Below are 21,950 nucleotides of genomic sequence, written 5' to 3' on the forward strand. Positions count from 1 at the left end.
TATGACAACAGCCACCTTAGCACCGGTTGGCGCTCGCTGACGAAAGGCACGATCGATGAGTTATACCACCTCGCAGTTTTTGCCCTTCGACCGCGATACCGTGTGGAGATATCACACCCGTTCGGGTGCCGTCGCACGCCTGACTCCCCCCTTTCTCCCCATGACTCCCGTGCGTCAATCCACCAGTCTTGCTGATGGCACCACCGTGTTTGCACTCCCTGCTGGTCTCAAGTGGATCGCCCGCCACGACATCACCGCATACCGCCGTGGCCGGCAGTTTGCCGACGAATGTGTGTCTGCTCCCATTAAGTCTCTCGCGCACTGGCGCCACGTCCACACCTTTGAAGATGAGGCCAACGGCACGAGAGTGACCGATACCGTTGACACGCGTGTCCCCCATGCTGCTCTTCGTGCATCGTTTGGGTATCGCCAGCGCCAGCTGCTCGGCGATTTAGCTACCGCTGCCCGTCTAGACATAGCACCCATAACTGTCGGGATCACCGGGTCCAGGGGGCTGGTCGGCCGCGCTCTCACAGCATTCCTCACCACGCTGGGTGTCCGCGTCGTTCAGTTGGTTCGAACCAATGCCAAACAAGGTCAGCGTCTGTGGGATCCATCAGCCCCATCACCGCAGCTTCTCGACGGCCTCGACGCCCTCATCCACTTGGCCGGAGAACCCGTGTTCGGCCGATTCAGCGAATCCCACAAGCGAGCGTTGCGCGATTCCCGAGTCGAACCGACCCGGAAACTCGCCGAACTAGTGTCACGCAGCGACACGTGCACTACGTTGATTTCCGCATCTGCCATTGGGTTCTACGGCCCGCGCTGTGGCTCCGACGAGCCGGTTGACGCAGCTGCTCCAGCCGGCGAGGGCTTTCTCGCTGACGTGGTATCTCAATGGGAGGCGGCCGCACTTAGCTGCACAAAGCGCACCGTGGTGATGCGAACCGGAATGGTTTTCTCGGGCCGCGGTGGTGCGCTTCCGGTCTTTAAGGCCCTGTTCTCCACCGGCCTTGGCGGCTCGCTGGGCAGTGGCGAACAGTGGATGTCGTGGATCAGCATCGATGACCTAGTGGATGCCTACGCCGAGGCCCTCTTCACCACTGTTTCCGGACCATTAAATGCCGTAGCTCCGCATCCAGTACAAAACGCGGAGTTTGCGGAAGTACTTTCCAAAGAGCTTCGACGACCCGCGGTAGTCAACATCCCAAGCCTAGGCCCGAAATTGCTGCTCGGTAAGGAGGGCGCCACCGAGTTTGCATTGGCTGACCAACGGATCGCTACCTCGCTTAGGCAGTTTCGTCACCCAACCCTCATTGAGACACTTAAGCACGAGTTAGGGGGCAACAATGCTTAGCAGAATTCAAAACTTCTTTGCAGAAGAAGGCATCGAATTCATTTCAGATGAGCGATCGGTGTCCACAGGTTTCGACGATGTCGCCATCACCGTTTTCTCTACCGAACAGTCCGTGTTGGTGAGCGCACGTTTCCGGCAGAATTGGACCAGCCTGGCGGCCATCAACGAGTGGAACGCTCACCACAGCAGTCCGGTAGCTTTCCTCATCGACGACGAGCTCTACTTCAAACAAGGCCTCTCCTGCCCCGACCTTAACGACAATCAACTCGGGTTCTTCCTCGCCGCCACACTCGGCGCGATTGGATCCGCCTGCGAATGGTTTAAGCAATGGAAGTAACGAACCCTCGGCTCCTCAGTGCCGCCCGCGCCATCGGTGTCCAGCTCACCCCCACCCCAACTGCCCGGCTGTGGGTTGCGAATCTGAACGATCATCTCGTCCAATTCCTGCTACTACCAGCGAGTATCGTCATGCGCGTGGACCTTCCTGCAGCATCGATCCCCACTTGCAACGCAGTGAACGCCTCACCGCTGTTCGTGTCTGCAGCGCTTATCGACGGCCCCGAGGCCTGCTCCCGTCTGGAATACACCTTCCCTACAGCAGCAGGTCTCAGTGATGACCAACTCCAGCATCTTCTCAAAACTGGGCTGGATCATCTTTTCGAAGCTAAGAAGCAGCTACTCTAGCTTTTTCGGCTGCCACATCAAAGTCAGCTGCCGGCCACTCGAGCTTCATGCTGCGGAGCGCGTCGAGAAGCAAAAACTTGACGACCATGCGGGCGTACGGCTTGTTATCGCTGGGCACGATGTACCACGGCGCGTAGTCGGTGCTGGTCTTGTCGAAGGCAATGCGATATGCCTCTTGGTACTCGTCCCAGTGTGCGCGTTCGTCGACGTCGCCTGGATTGTACTTCCAATACTTGGCGGGGTCCTCGAGGCGTTCGGCCAAGTTTTGCTTCTGGAATTCCTTCGAGATGTGCAGGAACACCTTGATGATGCGGGTTCCGCCTTCGACTAGTTCTTTTTCGAAGGCATTGATGGCCCCGTACCGTCGCTCGATTTCCTCCGCGCTCGATAGCTGGTGGACCCGATGGACGATGACATCTTCGTAGTGAGAGCGGTCAAAAATGCCGATCTTGCCCTGACCTGGAAGCGCCTTGCGCACTCGCCACAAAAAGTCATGGGATAGTTCTTCTTCGGTCGGTTTACCGAAGCTTGCGATATGAACACCTTGCGAGTCTAGCGGGTCGAGGGTGTGCTTGACCACGCCACCTTTACCGGAGGTGTCCATGCCTTGGAGAACGATCAGAACGTTGCCGGGGTTGTTTCCCGAACGCATGTTGGCGTAGAGCTTTTCCTGGAGCTCACGCAGTTCTGGTTCAATCGCAGCTACCTGGGCAGCGATTTTGTCTTTGTCAGCCTTGAACCCTGGCGTGCTAGTCGGATCAACGGCAGGATCAACGAGAGACCTGGCCTCGGCAGTAGTAAAGGTACTCATGCTAGGCCAGTCTAGTGCAGGTGTGCTACCCCTGTTCCTCGTTTGCTTCGTTCGATTCCGTATTTTCTTCCGCGGCTACCTCGGCAGGGCCGGAATTCATCACGTCATCGAGCACGGCGTTGATGTATGGCGGAGCGACATCTGTGGAATATTCGGATGCCAGCTCAATGCCTTCAGCCACAGCGGTCTTGCGAGGGACCTCAGGGTTGAACAGCAATTCCCAGGTGGAAACACGCAGGATTGCGCGATCGACCGCAGGGATGCGAGGGAGGGTCCAATCCTCTGCGAGGTATTGGGCGATCGTCTCATCAATGCGGTCGAGCTCTTCGGCTACGCCCTTCACGATCTCTCGGGTGTACGGAGCTACCGGTGCAACCGGTGGTTCCGGAAGGCGCGCCAGTTCCACTCGGTCTTCGACCACAGCAACCGGATCAACGTCCCGTGCTTCTGCCTCAAACAGAATGTCGACGGCACGACGGCGCGCTTTGTAGCGCGAGCCGCGTCGCTTGAAATCGATGCTCATTAGTTGTTAACGCGAGAGAGGTAGGAGCCGTCGCGGGTGTCGACCTTGACGACGTTGCCGGTCTCGATGAACAGTGGAACCTGGATCTCAGCACCGGTCTCGAGGGTTGCTGGCTTAGTGCCACCGGTGGAGCGGTCACCCTGCAGACCTGGATCGGTGTGCTCGATCTTGAGGTCAACGGAGATTGGCAGTTCAGCGAACAGTGGCTCACCCTCGTGGAAGGAAACCTGAACAACCATGTTCTCCAGCAGGAACTTGGCACCGTCACCCATGAGGTGTGGAGCGAGCTCGATCTGATCGAAGGTCTTAGCGTCCATGAGAACGTAAGAAGAGCCGTCGAAGTAGAGGTAGGTCATGTCGCGACGGTCAACGGTTGCGGTCTCAACCTTGACACCAGCGTTGAAGGTCTTGTCGATGATCTTGCCACCAACAACATCCTTCAGCTTGGTGCGAACGAATGCTGGGCCCTTACCAGGCTTCACGTGCTGGAACTCCAGGATCTGCATGAGCTTGCCCTCCATCTTGAGGACAAGGCCGTTCTTAAAATCAGCGGTAGTCGCCACGAAAATCTCCCTCTTTAGGTTCTAACCCGTACATCCTACAACACGATGAGGTCAGTGCTCATAATGGTGATGACCTCAGGCGCGCCATCGGTGATGATCAAGGAGTCCTCGATGCGCACTCCACCGAACCCTGGCACATAGATGCCTGGCTCGATTGTGAGGGTCATACCTGGAGCAAGCTCACCGGTGCCGGAGACTGCAGCATATGGCGCCTCATGCACGTCCAATCCGAGACCGTGACCGGTTGAATGCACGAAGTATTCGCCATAGCCCCCGGCTTCAATGATGTCGCGGCACGCCTTATCGACGTCTACCAGTTTGGTTCCCGGCACCGCAGCGGCCACACCAGCTGCTTGCGCTTTCTGAACCAGCTCGTAGATTTCCTTGTGCTTCTCAGACGGCTCTCCGATGACGAAGGTTCGGGTCATGTCCGAGTTGAAACCACGGTCGTGGGCGCCGAAGTCGATGGTGACGAAGTCACCCTCTTGGATAACCCGGTCCCCGGCGCCGTGGTGTGGCTTTGCACTGTTCGGACCAGATGCAATGATCGTGTCAAAGCTCGGGCGTTCTGCTCCCGCCTTGCGCATGAGGTATTCGAGTTCCGCGGCCACATCACGTTCGGTGCGCCCCTTGAGCTCGCCCTTGATCACTTGTTCCAAGCAGGATGTTGCTAGCGCTGCGACTTCACGAAGACGCTGCAGTGATACTGCGTCCTTTGTCAGACGCAACTCCTCGATAACCCCAGTTATCGGGACCAAAGTGACGTCCTCACCTGCTGCTTCCTGGAGCTTGCCTAGCTGCTCCACAGTGACGTAGCTGGCTTCATATCCGACGCGACGTGGGCCCTTTACGGTACTGAGCAGTGTGGCCGCGCTGTTTCGTTCGATGAGGGCTTCAACGTCTGGAACTTCTTCAGCGATTTGGGTGGTGTAACGCCCATCCGTACAAATGGTTGCCGAAAGGTCCTTATTCACCAGCAACGCAGCATTGGAGCCCGAGAAATTGGAGAGAAAGCGCACATGCGTCAGGTGAGTGATGAGCATCGAATCGATGCGCTGACCTGCAAGAGCTGCGGCCAGCGCACGACGACGATTAGAAAAACGAGTATCGGCAAACGAAGTCATGCCAATTATGATACGTCTTCGACCAATGCTCGAAGTGCTAATTCGTATCCTTTTGTTCCCAGCCCTGCGATGACACCGCGAGCAACCGGGGAAAGGTAGCTGTGCTGGCGAAATGGCTCACGAGCGTGGACATTGGAGATGTGCACTTCGACGAAATCGACTTCAACCAGCGCGTCGCGTAGCGCCACCGAGGTGTGAGTGAATCCACCTGGATTAATGATGACCTGCCAGCTGTTCTCAGCGGCCTCGTGGACCCAATCGATGAGTTCTCCCTCATGATTCGACTGCCGACACTCAATATCCGCCCCGAGCTCGGTAGCTACATCTCTTAGACGGCTTTCCACGTCAGCTAAGGTCGTGGTCCCATAAATCTCGGGTTGACGCTTCCCCAGCCGATTAAGGTTCGGACCATTGAGCACGAGAATCATGCGTTCATCTCCTCAAATGCTGCGCGCAAATCGGCCTTAGACATGTTTTCCAAGCGGGTTGGCTTACCGACAGCTTCCAACGCGACGAATCGAATCGCCCCACCTCGGTTCTTTTTGTCGCGGGTCATCGCTTCATACAGCTGATCAAAGTCACCGTCATACCTGGTAGGCAGGCCAACCCGAGTCAGAATGTCTAGGTGGCGACGCACCAATGCGTCGTCGATAAGCCCTTGCTGCTTTGATAGGTGCGCGATAAAAGACATTCCCACCGCAACCGCGTTGCCGTGCCGCCACTGGTAGTTTTCAACGAGTTCGACGGCGTGGCCAAAGGTGTGCCCGTAGTTGAGGATTTCTCGCAGCGAGCTTTCCTTCAGGTCCGCCGCCACTACTTTTGCTTTCACTGCGATGGAGCGTTCAATGAGCTCAGGTAGCTTGTCTTCGCCGGATTCGTAGATACGCAAAATTTCTTCGTCCGCGATGAATCCAGTCTTGATAATCTCCGCAGAACCAGACACGAGTTCCTCGCGTGGCAAGGTCTTCAGAAAATCCAAGTCAACATACACGGCATGCGGTTCGTGAAAAGCACCCACCAAGTTCTTGCCAGCCGAGGTGTTGATGCCCGTCTTGCCCCCAACTGCCGCATCGACCATAGCTAGCAGTGAAGTCGGAACCTGGACCACGCGAATGCCTCGCATCCAGGCGGAAGCAATGAAGCCAGCGATGTCTGTCGCCGCACCTCCTCCCAGGCCAACAACCAAGTCAGAACGACTGAAATTCCGCTTTCCTAGCTCGTCCCAGGCCCGTCCTGCAACGGCGAGAGTCTTTCCCTCTTCCGCATCTGGAATTTCGAAGGTGTAGCCCTCAGGGAACTGCGCTGCCAACTTTGCTGCCAACTCGCGCATGACAGGTTGGTGCACGATAAGAGCCTTGCGCGTTTCAACCTGAGCAACCTCGGCGATTACGCCCGATCCGATATGGACCTCGTAGGAGTCCCCTACTGCAATGCTCATTGATTCTCCAGGTAAGACAAGATTTCCGTGACGATCTTCTGTGGCGTGAGCCCATTGGTGCGAGCTTTAAAACTCGCAACCTCCCGATAGAGGGGCTCGCGCTCTGCCAGGATCTGCTTGTACCGCGCCTCTGGGTCTTCCGATTGAAGAACTGGGCGGGAATCATCTTGCGTACGACGCAGGCCCTCCTGGACGTCCACGTCGAGCCAGATCACCTCGCGGTCCAGCAGCAATTCGCGGGTAGCAGCGCTCAGCACGGCGCCACCGCCCAGGCTGATGACCCCGCTGCCTTGCAGTGTCTCCGCGACCACTTCCTCTTCGACCTTTCGAAAAGCCGGTTCGCCAAGCTCGGAAAACACTTCACCACAGGTCTTTCCAAAGCGCTGTTCGATGGCCTCATCGGTGTCAATGAGGTCAAGGCTGAGGGCGCGGGCTAGACGACGCCCAATGGTTGACTTACCTGCCCCGGGTGGGCCCACCAACACCAACGAACGCACTAGTGAAACTCCAATCGCTGTTCAATGTATTTGAGGTAGTTATCCACGTTGCGCTTCGTCTCAGTAAGGCTGTCGCCACCGAACTTCTCCAAAACTGCACGCGCAAGCACCAAGGCAACCATAGCTTCTGCCACTACACCTGCCGCGGGAACTGCACAAACGTCAGAGCGCTGGTGGATCGCGCTTGCAGCAGAGCCATCTTTCATGTCAATGGTGCGCAGCGCACGTGGAACCGTGGATATAGGTTTCATCGCAGCTCGAACGACCAACGTTTCACCATTGGTCATGCCACCTTCTAGGCCCCCCGCGCGGTTGGACTGCCTTTCAATCCCCGACTCGGTGCGCACGATCTGGTCGTGAGCTGCACTTCCTCTGCTGCGGGCTTGTGCAAAACCGTCGCCGATTTCCACGCCCTTGATGGCTTGAATGCCCATGAGGGCCGCTGCCAATTGAGCGTCGAGACGGCGCTCGCTCGAAACATGCGTACCCAGCCCAACGGGAAGTCCGTGGACTACGACCTCGACGACGCCCCCCAACGTGTCGCCGGCCTTTTTCGCCGCCTCAATCTCAGCGATCATTCCCGCTTCCGCCTCCTTGTCGGCGGCGCGAACGGGCGATTCATCGATCGAAGTCAGATCTGCAGGAGTTGGAACCACGCCGTCGTAGGAGAACGCGCCAATGCCAACTACGTGAGAAATGACCTCAACGCCAAGAACTTCCTTGAGGAAATTTCGAGCTACCGTGGCAGCTGCGACACGTGCGGCCGTTTCGCGGGCTGATGCTCGTTCGAGAACGTTGCGTGCATCGTCAAAATCGTATTTGAGCATGCCGGAGAAATCGGCGTGGCCTGGGCGTGGCCTCGTGAGTGTGGCCCCACGGCCAGATTCGAAGGCTTGACGCACCTCATCTGATTCCATGTCCACAGGATCTGCCGACATGATGGTCGTCCATTTTGGCCATTCGGTGTTGCCAACCATGATGGAGATTGGTGAACCAAGTGTGTGACCGAGGCGAACACCCGTCAAGAGCGTTACTTCGTCTGCTTCAAACTTCATGCGTGCGCCACGACCATAACCGAGTCGGCGTCGTGCGAGCTGAAAGCTCACTTCCTCTGCCGAGATTGGCACGCCGGCCGGCATGTTTTCCAGGAGCGCAATCAGAGCCTGACCGTGGGATTCACCTGCAGTAGTCCATCGAAGCATGCAGTCTATTCTTTCATGTGACACGTATCATTGGTAGCAGGCACCCCCCTTTTGTCACATGAAAGGTGACCGAAAATGACCGACGCTACACCAAGGTGAACATCCCAGTTCCGATTAGCATCGAGGGACCATGAGGCGCCGAGCGCTGCCGCGTGAGAATGCACAGCCCAACGGTAAGAGCTGAAGCCACGGCAATGGCACCAAGCAAATGCAGCCATCCGGATGCCAACGCCACCGTCCCGAGACTCAGCGCCAGTTTCGTATCGCCGCCACCAATCCCCTTGCGTAAGTACAATGCCGCCCAGAGCACGCCACCAAGAATGCTCATTGGATAGAGATAAAAGGTCAAGGCTGCCGCGGGCAAAGTGAGCCAATTGGGCAACCGCCGAAAGCAAATGTCATAACCACACAGGGCTGTCGCCCATAGAAATACCCCCATGGGGCCTTAGAATAGCGCAGCCTCCAGCGCCGCGCGCATCTGTTCACGCGGCGCTGCTTTGCCCGTGAACTGCTCAAACTGTGCGTAAGCCTGGTGTGCCAACATCACGTGTCCGCCGACGCAAGGAATTCCCTTCGCCTGCGCTTGTTCGATAAGCGGTGGCGGCCACGGACTGTAGCTGACGTCAAACAGGGGCGCATTAATCGACAAGGATTTCGCGCTATCACCCGGAAGCGTCGATACAACCAGGTCAGTGGCGGGGATCTCGCCCAGTGGCAGCCAATGGACGTCGATAAGGCTCGCAAGCTCCGCGGTGCGATCGCTACGGTTCATGACCGTGACGTGGGACAGCCCCAGGGATCGCAGCGCCCACAGCACAGCACGTGCGGTGCCACCGGCGCCGAGGACGACCGCTGAGGAGGGCTGGAAACCAAGCTCAGCAATGGCTCCAAGCACGCCGAGACAGTCTGTATTGTCCGCATGCCACCCGGTTGCAGTACGCACCAATGTGTTTGCAGACCCAATTTCGATGGCGCGGTCAGACACGCTGTCCGCACACTCGAGCGCTGCGAACTTGCAAGGCATCGTCACCGAATAACCGGCGTATTCGTCTGAAATGGTGCCTTCGAGTTGCTCAGCGGTGCACTCGATCTTCTCGTAAGTCCAGTCCATGCCGAGTGCTCGATACCCCGCGGTATGAAGCACCGGGGATAAAGAGTGGTCGATGGGACTTCCAAGTACGGCTGCCTTGGTCATCAGCGGTTACTGTCCAAAACGCCGTTGTCGATGGCTTTCTGCGTATCGCGCTGGTGATCTTCAAACGACCTATTGAAGACCGTGGTGCCCTGCTTGTCGATGGTGACGAAGAACAGCCAGTCGCCCTGGGCCGGGTTTTCCATCGCATGAATGGCTTCCATAGAGGCCGCGGAAATTGGAGTCTCAGGCAGGCCCTCCTTGGCGTAGGTATTCCACGGGGTTTGGCGAGCGCGGTCCTCGTTCGTCGTTGCAATCTCTTGCTCAGCGAGCCCATAGTTCACCGTTGAGTCGAACTCGAGCTTCATTGGCTCCTTGAGCCTGTTGAGGATCACGCGGGCTACCTTGTCAAAGTCCCCTCGAGGCGCCTCACGCTCAACCAGCGAGGCAGCGGTCAGCAGTTCGTATGGGCTCAGGCCAACTGCCTGGGACCGGTTCACAATCCCCGACTCCTCGTATTGCTTCGCAGATCGGGTCACCAGGTCGCGCAGAATCTCTTCCGCATTGTGTTTCGGGTTGATGACGTACTGTCCCGGAACAATCAAGCCCTCCAATCGCTTCGGGTCATTGCCCCGCTTCTTAACCGGGTCAAGGGCCCAGGCTGGAACACCCAATGCCACAGGATCCGTGGTGGCAGCTACCTGCTCCAGTTGAGCTACCTTCACACAATTATTGGAGTGCTTACAGGTCACTTGTTCAATACTGGAGTAAATGCCCTTCCGGGTTTGCCCACCAACGACCTTCACGTCCGCCAGTGTTTGACCACCCGGAATCTGCAGGAGTTCGACCTTGTTTTTAGGGTCCACCAGCGCAGCAACAGCGTCCTCCGCAGACATCTGCTTCTGCACTCGGTAGAAACCAGGGGTGACATTCGAGGCCTTGTCGTTTTTTCCCGCGGCAGCTTGGAACGCGCCGTTGGACTTCACCACCCCGGCCTTGACCAGCTCAGGTCCGAGCTGAGAGATGGTCTCGCCTTCGGCGATCTCGACCATGACTTCTTCGCCACTACCGGCACCCTTAAAATCCATCATGCTCGGGGGATTTGATCGCACGTAGCCAACATAGGCAATCGTTCCGACCAGCAACAGCAAACAGGCTACGAGGACCGCCAGACCTCGCTCGCGACGCTTACGGTATTTAGGTTCCATTCTCATGCGTCATTCGCCCTTTCTAGGTAGCTAGTGCGCGCGTCGAGCCAAGACTGCAAAATCGCTACTGCTGCAACCTGGTCGATGATTGAGCGGGTTTGTTTCTCCGTCTTGCCTGCGGAATGGATTGCTCCTAGGGCTGCGACGGTGGTGAGCCGTTCGTCGGCAAAGCGAACCGGGATGTCCATGCGCCTGCGGATCCGAAATGCAAATTCCTTTGCGTGTTTCACACTGGACGAGCCATTGCCCTTTAAATCGCGTGGTAGGCCGATAACGACTTCTACGATCTCGTACTCAGTGATAATGTCGAGGATCCGCTCAATGTCCTCTTGGTCTCGATCCTTGAACCCGGTTTTGCGGGGAATCGTTTCCAATGGCATAGCCATGGTGGCCTCCTTGTTGGAATAGGAGGCACCAATACGGACGGTACCGACATCGAGTCCGAGTCGGCGCCCTTGTCCTGGGTCGTTTTCTCCAGGAGAGTCCGGTTTCACCATGCCTTCCAACCTAGTAGCTGCTGCAACTAAATTGCAGCAGCTCTGAGGGCGTGTCTTTAAACTCGCTCGAGCGCGGACTTAACAGCCTCGAAACCAGCTTGGAGGCCTGCGATGTTGCTGCCAGCGCCCTGTGCCATGTCTGGCTTTCCGCCGCCACGACCATCGACGTACTCCCCGATGACCTTTACAAGGTCACCGGACTTCACGCCACGAGCAATAGCGGACTTGGTAGCAGCGACAATGTATGGTGCCTTGCCACCTTCGTTCTCAGATCCCAGCACGATGACGGCATCCTTGTCTGCAACCTTGCCACGAAGTTCAGTTGCAATACTGCGAAGTTCACCGCCGTCAATGCCAGCTGGGAGCTGCACTGCGATGACGTGGAAACCGTTAACATCCTGCGCAGACTCAACATACTTCAGGCTTTCAGCTGCGAGCTGCGCCTGGCGCATGCGCTCGACTTCCTTTTCAGCAGCCTTCAGCTTCTCAGTGAGCTGAGCGATGCGTTCTGGAAGCTCTTCAGAAGGCGCCTTCATCGATGCGGCAAGACCTGCTGCAAGCGCGCGCTCCTTGGACAGGTAGGTGAAAGAATCCAGACCGGAGTATGCCTCGATGCGTCGAACACCGGAGCCAACGGAGCTCTCACCGAGAACAGCAACTGGGCCGACCTGCGAGGAGTGCGCTACGTGGGTACCACCGCACAGCTCCATGGAGAATGGGCCACCAATCTCTACGAGGCGTACTTCGGAGCCGTAGTTTTCGCCAAACAGCGCCATCGCTCCCATGGCCTTAGCTTCCTCCAGGGAAGTTTCGATGGTGTTCACGGTCCAGTCGTTGTCCACTGCCTGGTTCGTGATCTGCTCAATTTGGTGCAGCTGCTCTGGGGTGAGCGACTCGGTGTAGTTAAAGTCAAAGCGCAGGTAGCCAGGCTTGTTCATGGAGCCTGCCTGCACGGCGGTTGGGCCGAGCACCTGGCGCAGCGCCGCGTGAATGAGGTGGGTGCCGGTGTGAGCCTGACGTGCTGCGTGACGCCATTGCTTATCGACGCTCGCAGTCACGGATTCGAGTCCGAGCTGGCCTTCCTTGACCACTGCCTTGTGGACCCAGAGCTTCTTACCGATCTTCTGGACGTCGGAGACGTCGAGAAGCGCTCCACCAGCGCGGATCAGGCCGCGGTCGCCGAGCTGGCCGCCAGCCTCCGCATACATTGGGGTGACATCGAGGATGACCTCAACCTCTTCGCCCGCGGAGACGGAGGACTTCTTCTCTCCGCCTGCCAGCAAGCCGATGACGTTCGCTTCTGCTTCGAGGTTGTCGTAGCCAACGAATTCGGTTGGGTGTTCATCTACCCACTGGCGGTAGATGGACAGGTCGGCGTGGCCGTGCTTCTTGGCCTGGGAATCTGCCTTGGCGCGGGCCTTCTGCTCGGCCATGAGGGTGTGGAAGCCTTCTTCGTCAACGTTCAGGCCAGCTTCGGCAGCCATTTCAAGGGTGAGGTCAATTGGGAAGCCGTAGGTGTCGTGCAGGGTGAAAGCTTCCGAGCCAGCGAGGGTGGTCTGACCTGCTGCCTTTGCCTCGGCGGCTGCATCTTCGAAGAGCTTGGTGCCGGATTCGAGGGTGTTGAGGAATGCCTTCTCCTCGTTTACGGCAACAGCGAGGATACGCTCACGGGAGTCTGCGATTTCTGGGTAGGACGGAGTCATGGTGTCCATGATGGTGTTCATGAACTGCTCCATCGTGGCGCCCTGGGCGCCAAGCAGACGTGCGGAGCGGATGATGCGGCGCAGCAAGCGACGCAGGATGTAGCCGCGACCTTCGTTGCCTGGGGTGACGCCATCCAGGATCAGCATCATTCCGGTGCGGGAGTGGTCGGCGATGACGCGGAAACGGATGTTGTCTTCCTGCTTTTCACCGTAGGTTGCGCCGGTGAGCTTCTCAGCGACATCGATTACCGGGCGCAGCAAGTCGGTTTCGTAGACGTTGTCCACGCCCTGGAGGATGCAGGCGATGCGCTCGACGCCCATGCCGGTGTCGATGTTCTGCTTAGGCAGTGGGCCGAGGATCTCGAAGTTGTCCTTGCCAATGCCCTCGCCACGCTCGTTCTGCATGAAGACGAGGTTCCAGACCTCGAGGTAGCGGTTGTCGTCGGCGATTGGGCCGCCGTCCTTGCCGTGCTCAGGACCACGGTCGTAGTAAATCTCGGAGCAAGGACCACAAGGGCCGGGCACGCCCATGGACCAGTAGTTATCAGCCATGCCCAGGCGCTGGATGCGCTCCTTTGGCACGCCGATCTTGTTGTGCCAAATGTCGGCTGCCTCATCGTCATCCAGGTAAACAGTCACCCACAGTCGCTCTGGGTCAAATCCATAGCCGCCGTCTTCGAGGGAACCGGTGAGCAGGTTCCAGGCGTGCGTAATCGCCCCCTCCTTGAAGTAGTTGCCGAAGGAGAAGTTGCCTGCCATCTGGAAGAAGGTGTTGTGGCGAGTGGTGATGCCCACCTCTTCGATATCCAGGGTGCGCACGCACTTCTGAATGCTGGTCGCAGTTTCAAAAGGAGGGGTCTGCTGACCGAGGAAGTATGGCTTGAACGGCACCATGCCGGCGTTGACGAACAGCAGGTTTGGGTCGTCCAGAATCAGGGATGCGCTGGGCACGGCGGTGTGGCCGGCCTTGACAAAGTGTTGGGTAAAACGTTCCCGAATCTCATGGGTCTGCACGACGGATGTTCCTCGCTTGTTAAGCCAATAAGTTACAGCGTCCTACTTTACCCGCAATACTCTCTTGCTTTTCGACGACCACAGGTTTTCATCTTGTTCGCTACCATTGCGCACATGGAGCCTTCTTTGGAGCATTATCGGCAAGTACAGTCCGTCGGGATTCATGGCCTGTTCTATTCGGAAATTGAGCAAAAGGTACTTACCAGGTGGATTGGTAGTTCGGTGTTTCCTGAGATGGTGCCGAGCCTGGATAACCCGGATGGTATTCGAAACGATTTCCATCGAAACATTGAACTCGCTGCGAATCCGCCTTTCGCCCAGTACTACCGGCCCGGTGAAGAAGATCGGCCTGTGATCAGAGCGAAAGCTCACTTGATGGCTTCAATCGCTACTGATCCCACGTCCGTCCTGTGGGGCTTTGCAGACATGTTTGCCGACCGACGCGACTTGTCACCGGTCCCCCACAAGCTGTTCGACTTCGGTGCTCAGCACGGTCTGCAGGCTTTTCGTTCCGCAGCCTTTTACTATGCACATCCAGAAACACCCGAAGAACAGCGTCACTCTGCGCTTGTCGATGCTTACCGTTTCCTGTGCGGTGTCGCAGTCGAGGTTCTGGGGCCGGGCTATTTCCCGCAGTGGGTATCCACTTCCCCGACGTCAGGTTTCGTCGTTCTCACCTCCGATTTTTCTCCAGCGCCGCCACCAATCACCTTTGAGGACGTTTTTCATCAACTGACGGACTTGCTCATCATGAGCGTCACTAACCGCTACGACTTTGGCCTAGGATTACGAGGGCTCGCACGTCACCTGAATTGGGTGTTTGCCAACCCGGCGCCGAATGTGTTCCATCTTGGACCACACGGAGGCCCGGAGTACATCGAAGTCCGAATGGACGGCCCGGAAGGAACAGTACGTCGACTCCCGGTTGCTTAGCTTTTTCCGCGCACGATACGTCGCAGGCGACCCAAGAACTCGTATAGGCGTTTTTCCGCTCCGTGTGTTGTCGGTTCGTAGTACACCGCGCTCTGAAGCTCCTCCGGCAGATATTGCTGAGTTACTACTCCGCGTGGATCATCGTGCGGATACTGGTATCCAACGGCATTGCCGAGCTTTGCCGCTCCCGCATAGTGCCCATCACGAAGGTGCGGAGGCACTACCCCAATGTTGCCGCTTTGAACGTCGGCAAGCGCGCGGTCAATGGCTACGTAGACGGCGTTAGACTTTGGCGCCGTCGCGAGGTGGATGGTGGCCTGAGCCAAGGTAATGCGAGCCTCAGGCATACCGATGAAACTGACGGCGTGATAGGCAGCAATCGCGGTCTGGAGTGCGGTCGGGTCAGCCATACCGATGTCTTCGCTCGCGTGAATGACCAGGCGCCGGGCTACGAATCGCGGGTCCTCCCCTGCATCGATCATCCTCGCAAGGTAGTGCAACGCAGCATCCACGTCAGAACCACGAATCGACTTAATGAACGCGGACGTGATGTCGTAGTGTTGGTCGCCGTCCCTGTCATAGCGAGCGACCGCCCGATTGATGTTGGCACCGACGATGTCGTCGTTAAGCTCGCCACCCTCGGGCACCGCCTCGGCGGCTGCTTCCAGGTACGTCAGGCTACGACGCGCGTCGCCACCCGCAAGTTGCACGAGCATATCGACGGCCGGTTCGGTCACCGTTAGTGCCCCAGCCAGGCCACGCTCGTCAGTCACAGCCCTCATGATGACTTGGCGGATATCCTCAGCGCTTAGTGACTCGAGTTGAATCAACAGTGAGCGGGACAATAGCGGAGCGACGACGGAAAATGAGGGGTTTTCGGTGGTCGCTGCGACAAGCAACACCGTGCGATTTTCTACGGCAGCAAGCAGCGCATCCTGCTGCGTCTTGGAAAAGCGGTGGACTTCGTCGATAAAGAGCACCGTTTTTGTGCCGTGCACCAAATCTCGGCGAGCCTGATCGATGACGGCTCGGACCTCCTTAACACCGGAGGTGAGCGCGGACAGAGCGACGAAATTGTCGGCGGCAGCAGCGCTGATTAGGGATGCAATCGTGGTTTTGCCAGTGCCCGGGGGCCCGTACAAAATAACTGATGCTTCGCCGGAGCCCTCAATGATCCTGCGCAGTGGCGTGCCTGGGCCCAGGACGTGCTTTTGCCCGACCACTTCATCAAGCGACCGAGGGCGCATACGCACCGCGAGCGGCGCGTCGTGTTGTGGGTGAAAATAATCGTCGGCCGCTGCACTTGGCTCTCCAGGGAACAAAGAATCCTGGCTCACGTTTTACCCCTCCGAGCTGCGCAATCGCTCAGCGATATCCGCTGCGAAGTGATGGACGTCATCGAACCGACCGTCTTCCCAACGGGCAGCGAAACGCGCCAGCGCTTCAAAAGTTTCGAACAAGTCCTTACGAACCAGCTTGCCTTCCGCAGTGCCCTCCGAAAGGAAATCGGCGGTAAACAAGTTGAATTCAGCATCCACATCAGCTGAGACCAAGGCTTCGAGCTCCGGATCGAGCTCGCCCTCCCAGTCATCGATTGCACCAACGAAGGAAACTGCCTGATTCATGGAGCCGTGATACAAGTACGCCACGCTGGCCAGCGCCCACCCAACGAGCGCAGTGATGATACGGGCCCCTCGCCTATCGACGTCATCGGCATTGGGCCAGATCTCCCGCACCTCGCGCGCCCACGCTTCGATAAAGCCGTCAACCTCTTCATCGGTGATGATGCGCGCTGCCACGAATTGCGGAAAACCTGCGATGACACAGGCTACATCAAAAGTCGCGTCGCGGAATCCTGCCCACTCGTAGTCGAGGAAATAGGTGCGCTTAGCAGCAACAATGTTGTCGGGGGAAAGGTCGAACGGAGTGAAAGCCCGGTGTTTGCCAGACATCAGTCGACGCTTCGCTTCCCGAGCTGTCAAGTAGATTGTCTCGGGAACATGCACACCGGATTGCGCGATGAGCTCTAGCCCATTGTCGATGCTTGCCAGCAAAGACATGTCGCGCAAGTTTTGCAGATGCTCAGTGTCAGGATGAGTCTTCAGCATGCGACCAAGCAGGACATCGAAATCCTGCTCGTGCATGGCAGTGCCGACGTGAAGCTTGCCAAGCGACCTACCGAGATTCCTTAAGTGCTGAATACGCACATCAATATCGGGATGGCTGAGCAATTCCTCGTAGGTAGAACTGTCTCCAGCATCGGTGATCACGATGATGCGACGTTCGACATCATGGGCCAAAAGCATGGGGCCAGGACGGACGTCTTCACTCAACGAATTCGTGAACTGGTAAGCGACGATTTCTCGCAGCAGAGCTGCATCATCGATTGGGTCCTCAGAGGCTGGTACGTACTTGATGACGACGGACCGTTCATCAAGGAATGGCGATGGGGCCACCCTAGCTCGGAGAACACGAGCCTCCCCAGAACCGCCAAGAACTTCCGGATCAGAAAGGGATTGGGCGCCACCGAGTCGTCGTGAGAGTAGCTCAGCTGCTAGCCCGACTATTTCTGAATCCGTCGGCATTGCGTGGTCCTTTCTTGAACCCATCAGTTCAGGATGATCTTATTCTACGTCTTGGAGGTTGCAGAAAACAGATCAATATTGATAGCTGCGCCCTTTTGGGTGCCAGTTAAGAAAGTGGCGCCAGCCGGCTTTGCCGCAACTGGCGCCACTTTCTTAGGCGATTAGGGCGAACCTAGGCCTTTGCAGCCTGCTGCTCTTCTTGCTTCTTTGGCTTAGCGTCGATGCCTGCTTCCTTACGCTGCTGGGCAGTAATTGGCGCAGGAGCGTCGGTCAACGGATCGACACCGCCACCGGACTTAGGGAAGGCGATGACGTCGCGGATGGAGTCAAAGCCACCCAGCAGGGACACGATACGGTCCCAGCCGAAGGCGATGCCGCCGTGAGGAGGCGCGCCGTAGGAGAATGCCTCCAACAGGAAACCGAACTTCTCCTGAGCCTCTTCTTCGGAGATGCCCATGACCTTGAACACGCGCTCCTGAACGTCGCGACGGTGGATACGGATCGAACCGCCACCGATCTCGTTGCCGTTGCATACGAGGTCGTAGGCGTAAGCCAGAGCCTCGCCAGGGTTTTCCTCGAAGTTGTCGATGCACTCTGGCTTCGGGGAGGTGAAGGCGTGGTGCACGGCCGTCCAAGCGGAGTGTCCGAGGGCGACATCGCCGGATGCAGTAGCGTCAGCGGAAGGCTCGAATAGTGGTGCGTCGACGATCCAGGTGAAGGCCCAGTCGCCTTCCTTGATCAAGTCAAGCTTGCGAGCGATCTCACCGCGGGCAGCACCCAGCAGAGCGCGAGAGCTCTTGGCATCACCAGCAGCGAAGAAGATGCAGTCGCCAGGCTGAGCGCCGACATGCGCTGCGATACCTGCGCGCTCTTCGTCGGTGATGTTCTTGGCTACGGGGCCGCCGAGCTCGCCGTCTTCACCGACGAGGATGTAGGCCAGGCCCTTTGCACCGCGCTGCTTTGCCCACTCCTGCCATGCGTCAAGCTGACGACGTGGCTGGGAAGCGCCACCCTGCATGACGACGGCGCCGACGTAGTCGTTCTTGAACACGCGGAAGGTGGTGTCCTTGAAGAAGTCGGTGCATTCCACGATCTTGATGTCGAAACGAAGGTCCGGCTTGTCGGAGCCGTAGTACTTCATCGCATCTGCGTAGGTCATGCGCGGAATTGGAGTTGGTACGTTGTAGCCGATGAGCTTCCAGATCTCGGTGGCGAGCTGCTCACCGAGCGCCATGACATCGTCCTGGTCCACGAAGGACATCTCGATGTCCAGCTGGGTGAACTCAGGCTGGCGGTCAGCACGGAAGTCTTCGTCACGGTAGCAACGGGCAATCTGGTAGTAGCGCTCCATACCTGCAACCATCAGCAGCTGCTTGAACAGCTGTGGTGACTGTGGAAGGGCGTACCAAGAACCAGGCTTGAGGCGAGCTGGAACCAGGAAGTCGCGGGCGCCCTCTGGAGTGGAACGAGTCAACGTTGGCGTCTCGATTTCCGTGAAGTCGTTAGCATCGAGGACGCGACGAGCTGCCTTGTTAACCTCAGATCGCAAACGCAGCGCATTGCCCTGAGATTCGCGACGAAGATCGAGGTAGCGGTACTTAAGACGGGTTTCCTCGCCAACTTCACCAGAGTTCGACTGGTCGTCGATCTGGAATGGAAGCGGTGCTGCCTCGTTGAGGATCTCGAGCTCGGTGACGTTCACTTCAATGTCACCGGAAGCAAGGTTCGGGTTCTCCGAGCCCTCTGGTCGAGCCTCTACAGTGCCCGTGATGCGCAGGCAGTATTCGGAACGAAGCGCGTGAGCGCGCTCAGCAACTTCGCTCTCGCGGAACACTACCTGGGCAAGGCCAGAGCGGTCACGAAGGTCGATAAAGATAACTCCGCCATGGTCACGACGGCGCGCCACCCAACCAGTAAGAGTAACAATTTGGCCAACGGTATCCTTACGGAGTTCGCCCGCAAGATGAGTACGCAACACTTGTAGATCGTGTCCTTCCAGCAACAACGCGCATTGATGAACTTAACTTCAGCCAGTTTACCCGGACGAAGGTAGCCAAGGTTCGTTAACCCGCAATCTTTGGTAATGCTGCCAAAACTCCAAGAACTGTGTCAGGATTGTTGCTATGACATTCCGTGAAGATGCAGACTACTCGTCCAATTACGCCCGAAAGGGTGGCGGCGGACGCCGCATGGCAGCCGGTGGCGGTATCGGGTCCCTTGTTTTGGTGGGATTGTTCCTTCTCCTCGGTGGCAACCCGGCAGACATCGGCCAAATTCTCGGCGAGCCTACCCAGCAAACTGGACAAGAGTCTGGCCATCTCGAAGGCTGCGACACCGCGGAGGCCGCCAATACCCGCGCTGAATGCCGTGTGGAAGAGACGGGTATTTCCGTCAACAACGTTTGGCAGAAGATCCTCCCTGAGCAGGCTGGAATCCAGTACACGGATCCAGGGCTCGTGGTCTTTGAGAACTCCACGATGTCGGGTTGTGGCATGGCGTCCGCAAACACCGGTCCGTTCTACTGCCCTGGCGACGATTCCGCTTACTTCGACGTGTCCTTCTTCAACCAGCTCACCAAGCTCGGTGGCGAGAACGCACCGCTGTCTCAGATGTATATCGTTGCCCACGAGTTTGGCCACCACGTGCAAAAGATCGAAGGCACGCTGGGCCTGTCCAACTACAACGACCCTGGCGCAGACTCCAACGCAGTGAAGATTGAGCTCCAGGCCGACTGCTACGCCGGCATCTGGGCCCACCACGCAGATAAGGGCCCAGACGCACGACTGGAGACCATCACCGAAGAACAGGTTCAAAGCGCGATGAAGACCGCTCGTGCGGTTGGCGATGACAACATTCAGTCCCGCACCGGCGGCGACGTCCGCCCGGATCTGTGGACCCACGGTTCCTCGGAATCCCGCGCGAAGGCATTCCTGACCGGTTACCACGAAGGCACTATGAAGTCCTGCGATACCTTGGGACGTGGCGTTTACAAGTAGTATCAAAACGCACGTGATCTCGACCCGCACCACCATGGGTGCGGGTTTTTGCGTTGTGGGGGTAAGTTCATCTGAACCTGGGCACCTGGTAGGCGCGCCTAGTAGGCTGGTGAGCCATGGGAATTCGCGTCGCATTTTTGGGTCCTCAAGGCACTTTTACCGAGGCAGCGATGCTGGAGTTTGCTCGCAGTGGCGTCATTGAACCGCCCGAAGGAATTCCAGTTTCCTCCCCTGCCGAGGCAGTTGCAGCTGTGGCCAATGGCGCAGTGGAGTACGCGTGTGTGGCAATTGAGAACTCGGTCGATGGCCCCGTCACCCCAACATTTGACGCATTGTCTGCACATGAGGACGTGCAGATTTTTCACGAGATCGATGTAGACGTCGCTTTTGCCATCATGCGTCGCCCGGATTCCGGAACCTCGACGTTCACTACTCACCCAGTGGCGTTCCAGCAAGTTAAGGCCTGGCTCCAGGCTCATTTTCCAGAGGCCTCGTTTATTCCCGCGTCCTCGAATGCGGCTGCTGCCGAAGCTGTTGCCAACGGTCGCGCGGATCTAGCGGCGGCACCACTGCGCGCTGCGGAATTGTTCGGGCTGGAAGTCATCGAAAGCCAAGTTGCCGACGTTGCTGGGGCCCGAACGAGATTCGTGCTCGTCGGAAAGCGGGCAAAACCAACGCCACGAACCGGACAGGACCGCACATCTGTGGCGTTCACGCTGCCCAACGTACCGGGTTCTCTCGTGCGAGCCCTGGGCGAGTTTGCCCTTCGCGGGGTCGACCTATCCCGCATCGAATCCCGCCCGACACGCACCGGGCTGGGTACCTACCGTTTCTATGCTGACTTGATTGGGCATATCGACGACCTTCCCGTTGCCGAATCCCTGCGCGCGCTTTACCTTCATGCTGAGGACCTGCAGTACTTGGGAAGTTGGCCATCTGCGAGCCCACTACCCCACGACAATTCACATTTGACTAGGTTGGCGGAAGCTGACGAGTACATCGAGAAGTTGAGGAAGGGAATTTCATGACCGGACGATTGATCTTGCTCCGCCACGGACAGACCTTTTCAAATCTGAACCGCGTGTTGGATGCGCGGCCACCGGGAGCTGAGCTGACTGAGCTAGGTCAGCAGCAGGCGGTCGATGTGGGACATGAATTGGCGGAATACTGCGGTCCAGGAAATGTCGAGCGCATCGTTACTTCGGTCGCCATTCGTGCCCAGCAGACCGCAATGCGCGTTGCAGCATCAATTGAGGAAGATTTTTCGATGGCACCTGGTAGCTTGCCCATCGATATCCGCCTCGGCATCCATGAAATTTCCGCCGGCACACTCCAAGGCACTCAAGGTGAAGAAGCTGCGCAGCAATACACCGATGCATTCCGCGGCTGGTTGGACGGCGACGAGGATTCGATGCTGCCGGAGGGCGAAAACCATCGCGACGTGTTGCATCGCTACCAGCCAGTACTGGAATCCCTCGTAGGCGCCGACAAGGACACCATCGTGGTGTCCCACGGCGCGGCAATCCGCGTGGTTTCCACGCACGCCTCAGGCATTGATCCAGACTTTGCCTTTGGCGCGTACCTTGCCAACTGTCGCTTTGTGGTCCTGCGCCCGGAAGGTAAGCCCTTCGGGCAGTGGACCATCGAGCGCTGGGCGGAATCAGCCGTACAGATCTAGGGCAG

General features: G+C 57.7%; 23 protein-coding genes. 7 read left to right on the forward strand and 16 right to left on the reverse strand.

Annotation, left to right across the window (positions count from 1 at the left end; all coding sequences use genetic code 11):
* The first annotated feature begins 55 nt into the window (after window positions 1–55).
* From WG939_RS00945 to WG939_RS00955, 3 genes are read left to right on the forward strand one after another with little or no spacing between them, the layout of a single operon-like run.
* Window positions 56–1,357 carry a TIGR01777 family oxidoreductase gene (locus tag WG939_RS00945; protein WP_445227844.1) on the forward strand — a complete coding sequence of 434 codons (1,302 nt, stop codon included), beginning with the start codon at window positions 56–58 and terminating at the stop codon, window positions 1,355–1,357.
* Complete coding sequence (locus WG939_RS00950; RefSeq protein WP_339981650.1) at window positions 1,350–1,694, forward strand: YbjN domain-containing protein; 345 nt, start codon at window positions 1,350–1,352, stop codon at window positions 1,692–1,694. The genes WG939_RS00945 and WG939_RS00950 overlap by 8 nt, the downstream gene beginning before the upstream one ends.
* Window positions 1,685–2,041: a YbjN domain-containing protein gene (locus WG939_RS00955; RefSeq protein ID WP_339981651.1), complete on the forward strand. Its 357-nt coding sequence runs from the start codon at window positions 1,685–1,687 to the stop codon at window positions 2,039–2,041. The genes WG939_RS00950 and WG939_RS00955 overlap by 10 nt, the downstream gene beginning before the upstream one ends.
* On the opposite strand, the gene WG939_RS00960 is transcribed toward WG939_RS00955, so the two are convergent.
* From WG939_RS00960 to alaS, 13 genes are all read right to left on the reverse strand, one after another.
* Window positions 2,022–2,852, reverse strand: a complete 831-nt coding sequence (locus WG939_RS00960; RefSeq protein ID WP_339981652.1) for a PPK2 family polyphosphate kinase — start codon at window positions 2,850–2,852, stop codon at window positions 2,022–2,024. The genes WG939_RS00955 and WG939_RS00960 overlap by 20 nt on opposite strands.
* A 25-nt stretch (window positions 2,853–2,877) precedes the next feature.
* Window positions 2,878–3,375 (reverse strand): transcription antitermination factor NusB, encoded by a 498-nt coding sequence (nusB, locus tag WG939_RS00965; RefSeq protein WP_339981653.1) that lies wholly within the window; start codon window positions 3,373–3,375, stop codon window positions 2,878–2,880.
* Window positions 3,375–3,938, reverse strand: coding sequence for an elongation factor P (gene efp, locus WG939_RS00970; RefSeq protein WP_339981654.1), 564 nt, complete (start codon window positions 3,936–3,938; stop codon window positions 3,375–3,377). The genes nusB and efp overlap by 1 nt, the downstream gene beginning before the upstream one ends.
* 35 nt (window positions 3,939–3,973) lie before the next feature.
* A complete protein-coding gene (locus WG939_RS00975) occupies window positions 3,974–5,062 on the reverse strand; it encodes an aminopeptidase P family protein (RefSeq protein ID WP_339981655.1) in 1,089 nt (362 codons plus the stop codon).
* A 5-nt stretch (window positions 5,063–5,067) separates the two neighbouring features.
* The gene (aroQ, locus tag WG939_RS00980; protein ID WP_339981656.1) at window positions 5,068–5,490 is read right to left on the reverse strand and encodes a type II 3-dehydroquinate dehydratase; all 423 of its coding nucleotides are present in this window, start codon (window positions 5,488–5,490) and stop codon (window positions 5,068–5,070) included.
* Window positions 5,487–6,500 (reverse strand): 3-dehydroquinate synthase, encoded by a 1,014-nt coding sequence (aroB, locus tag WG939_RS00985; protein WP_339981657.1) that lies wholly within the window; start codon window positions 6,498–6,500, stop codon window positions 5,487–5,489. Before aroB ends, aroQ begins: the two co-directional genes overlap by 4 nt.
* Window positions 6,497–6,997 carry a shikimate kinase gene (locus WG939_RS00990; protein ID WP_339981659.1) on the reverse strand — a complete coding sequence of 167 codons (501 nt, stop codon included), beginning with the start codon at window positions 6,995–6,997 and terminating at the stop codon, window positions 6,497–6,499. Before WG939_RS00990 ends, aroB begins: the two co-directional genes overlap by 4 nt.
* Entirely contained in the window at window positions 6,997–8,199 is a 1,203-nt protein-coding gene (aroC, locus tag WG939_RS00995) for a chorismate synthase (protein ID WP_339981660.1), read from the reverse strand. The genes WG939_RS00990 and aroC overlap by 1 nt, the downstream gene beginning before the upstream one ends.
* An 85-nt stretch (window positions 8,200–8,284) precedes the next feature.
* Window positions 8,285–8,638 carry an A24 family peptidase gene (locus tag WG939_RS01000; protein WP_339981661.1) on the reverse strand — a complete coding sequence of 118 codons (354 nt, stop codon included), beginning with the start codon at window positions 8,636–8,638 and terminating at the stop codon, window positions 8,285–8,287.
* A 6-nt stretch (window positions 8,639–8,644) separates the two neighbouring features.
* Complete coding sequence (locus WG939_RS01005) at window positions 8,645–9,394, reverse strand: shikimate dehydrogenase (RefSeq protein WP_339981663.1); 750 nt, start codon at window positions 9,392–9,394, stop codon at window positions 8,645–8,647.
* Window positions 9,394–10,545: an endolytic transglycosylase MltG gene (mltG, locus tag WG939_RS01010; protein ID WP_339981664.1), complete on the reverse strand. Its 1,152-nt coding sequence runs from the start codon at window positions 10,543–10,545 to the stop codon at window positions 9,394–9,396. The genes WG939_RS01005 and mltG overlap by 1 nt, the downstream gene beginning before the upstream one ends.
* Window positions 10,542–11,036: a Holliday junction resolvase RuvX gene (ruvX, locus tag WG939_RS01015; protein WP_339981666.1), complete on the reverse strand. Its 495-nt coding sequence runs from the start codon at window positions 11,034–11,036 to the stop codon at window positions 10,542–10,544. The genes mltG and ruvX overlap by 4 nt, the downstream gene beginning before the upstream one ends.
* A gap of 56 nt (window positions 11,037–11,092) precedes the next feature.
* Window positions 11,093–13,753 (reverse strand): alanine--tRNA ligase, encoded by a 2,661-nt coding sequence (alaS, locus tag WG939_RS01020; protein ID WP_339981667.1) that lies wholly within the window; start codon window positions 13,751–13,753, stop codon window positions 11,093–11,095.
* 114 nt (window positions 13,754–13,867) lie between these two features.
* Between alaS and WG939_RS01025 the strand changes: the two genes are divergently transcribed.
* Window positions 13,868–14,686, forward strand: coding sequence for a DUF6882 domain-containing protein (locus WG939_RS01025; protein WP_339981668.1), 819 nt, complete (start codon window positions 13,868–13,870; stop codon window positions 14,684–14,686).
* Here WG939_RS01025 and WG939_RS01030 read toward each other — a convergent pair.
* From WG939_RS01030 to aspS, 3 genes are all read right to left on the reverse strand, one after another.
* Window positions 14,683–16,023, reverse strand: a complete 1,341-nt coding sequence (locus WG939_RS01030) for a replication-associated recombination protein A (protein ID WP_445227845.1) — start codon at window positions 16,021–16,023, stop codon at window positions 14,683–14,685. The two genes, WG939_RS01025 and WG939_RS01030, sit on opposite strands and share 4 nt — an antisense overlap.
* A 3-nt stretch (window positions 16,024–16,026) precedes the next feature.
* On the reverse strand, window positions 16,027–17,271 hold the full coding sequence (locus tag WG939_RS01035; protein ID WP_339981669.1) for a phosphotransferase: 1,245 nt from the start codon (window positions 17,269–17,271) through the stop codon (window positions 16,027–16,029).
* 172 nt (window positions 17,272–17,443) lie between these two features.
* The gene (aspS, locus tag WG939_RS01040; protein ID WP_339981670.1) at window positions 17,444–19,249 is read right to left on the reverse strand and encodes an aspartate--tRNA ligase; all 1,806 of its coding nucleotides are present in this window, start codon (window positions 19,247–19,249) and stop codon (window positions 17,444–17,446) included.
* A gap of 145 nt (window positions 19,250–19,394) precedes the next feature.
* Here aspS and ypfJ point away from each other — a divergent pair, with 145 nt between their 5' ends.
* The 3 genes from ypfJ (at window position 19,395) to WG939_RS01055 (ending at window position 21,945) form a co-directional block, all read left to right on the forward strand.
* Window positions 19,395–20,267 carry a KPN_02809 family neutral zinc metallopeptidase gene (gene ypfJ, locus WG939_RS01045; RefSeq protein ID WP_339981671.1) on the forward strand — a complete coding sequence of 291 codons (873 nt, stop codon included), beginning with the start codon at window positions 19,395–19,397 and terminating at the stop codon, window positions 20,265–20,267.
* Between the two features lie 122 nt (window positions 20,268–20,389).
* On the forward strand, window positions 20,390–21,295 hold the full coding sequence (gene pheA, locus WG939_RS01050; protein ID WP_339982585.1) for a prephenate dehydratase: 906 nt from the start codon (window positions 20,390–20,392) through the stop codon (window positions 21,293–21,295).
* Window positions 21,292–21,945 carry a histidine phosphatase family protein gene (locus WG939_RS01055; RefSeq protein WP_339981672.1) on the forward strand — a complete coding sequence of 218 codons (654 nt, stop codon included), beginning with the start codon at window positions 21,292–21,294 and terminating at the stop codon, window positions 21,943–21,945. The genes pheA and WG939_RS01055 overlap by 4 nt, the downstream gene beginning before the upstream one ends.
* Window positions 21,946–21,950 lie beyond the last annotated feature (5 nt).

The organism is Corynebacterium sp. H130 (assembly GCF_037572395.1).
Classification (GTDB): domain Bacteria; phylum Actinomycetota; class Actinomycetes; order Mycobacteriales; family Mycobacteriaceae; genus Corynebacterium.

Excerpts from the sequence above, each read along its gene's own strand:
- WG939_RS00945 (WP_445227844.1), top strand. The coding sequence starts at position 56 with ATGAGTTATACCACCTCGCAGTTTTTGCCCTTCGACCGCGATACCGTG.
- WG939_RS00950 (WP_339981650.1), top strand. The coding sequence starts at position 1,350 with ATGCTTAGCAGAATTCAAAACTTCTTTGCAGAAGAAGGCATCGAATTC.
- WG939_RS00955 (WP_339981651.1), top strand. The coding sequence starts at position 1,685 with ATGGAAGTAACGAACCCTCGGCTCCTCAGTGCCGCCCGCGCCATCGGT.
- WG939_RS00960 (WP_339981652.1), bottom strand. The coding sequence starts at position 2,852 with ATGAGTACCTTTACTACTGCCGAGGCCAGGTCTCTCGTTGATCCTGCC.
- nusB (WP_339981653.1), bottom strand. The coding sequence starts at position 3,375 with ATGAGCATCGATTTCAAGCGACGCGGCTCGCGCTACAAAGCGCGCCGT.
- WG939_RS00975 (WP_339981655.1), bottom strand. The coding sequence starts at position 5,062 with ATGACTTCGTTTGCCGATACTCGTTTTTCTAATCGTCGTCGTGCGCTG.
- aroQ (WP_339981656.1), bottom strand. The coding sequence starts at position 5,490 with ATGATTCTCGTGCTCAATGGTCCGAACCTTAATCGGCTGGGGAAGCGT.
- aroB (WP_339981657.1), bottom strand. The coding sequence starts at position 6,500 with ATGAGCATTGCAGTAGGGGACTCCTACGAGGTCCATATCGGATCGGGC.
- aroC (WP_339981660.1), bottom strand. The coding sequence starts at position 8,199 with ATGCTTCGATGGACTACTGCAGGTGAATCCCACGGTCAGGCTCTGATT.
- WG939_RS01000 (WP_339981661.1), bottom strand. The coding sequence starts at position 8,638 with ATGGGGGTATTTCTATGGGCGACAGCCCTGTGTGGTTATGACATTTGC.
- WG939_RS01005 (WP_339981663.1), bottom strand. The coding sequence starts at position 9,394 with ATGACCAAGGCAGCCGTACTTGGAAGTCCCATCGACCACTCTTTATCC.
- mltG (WP_339981664.1), bottom strand. The coding sequence starts at position 10,545 with ATGAGAATGGAACCTAAATACCGTAAGCGTCGCGAGCGAGGTCTGGCG.
- ruvX (WP_339981666.1), bottom strand. The coding sequence starts at position 11,036 with ATGGTGAAACCGGACTCTCCTGGAGAAAACGACCCAGGACAAGGGCGC.
- WG939_RS01025 (WP_339981668.1), top strand. The coding sequence starts at position 13,868 with ATGGAGCCTTCTTTGGAGCATTATCGGCAAGTACAGTCCGTCGGGATT.
- WG939_RS01035 (WP_339981669.1), bottom strand. The coding sequence starts at position 17,271 with ATGCCGACGGATTCAGAAATAGTCGGGCTAGCAGCTGAGCTACTCTCA.
- ypfJ (WP_339981671.1), top strand. The coding sequence starts at position 19,395 with ATGACATTCCGTGAAGATGCAGACTACTCGTCCAATTACGCCCGAAAG.
- WG939_RS01055 (WP_339981672.1), top strand. The coding sequence starts at position 21,292 with ATGACCGGACGATTGATCTTGCTCCGCCACGGACAGACCTTTTCAAAT.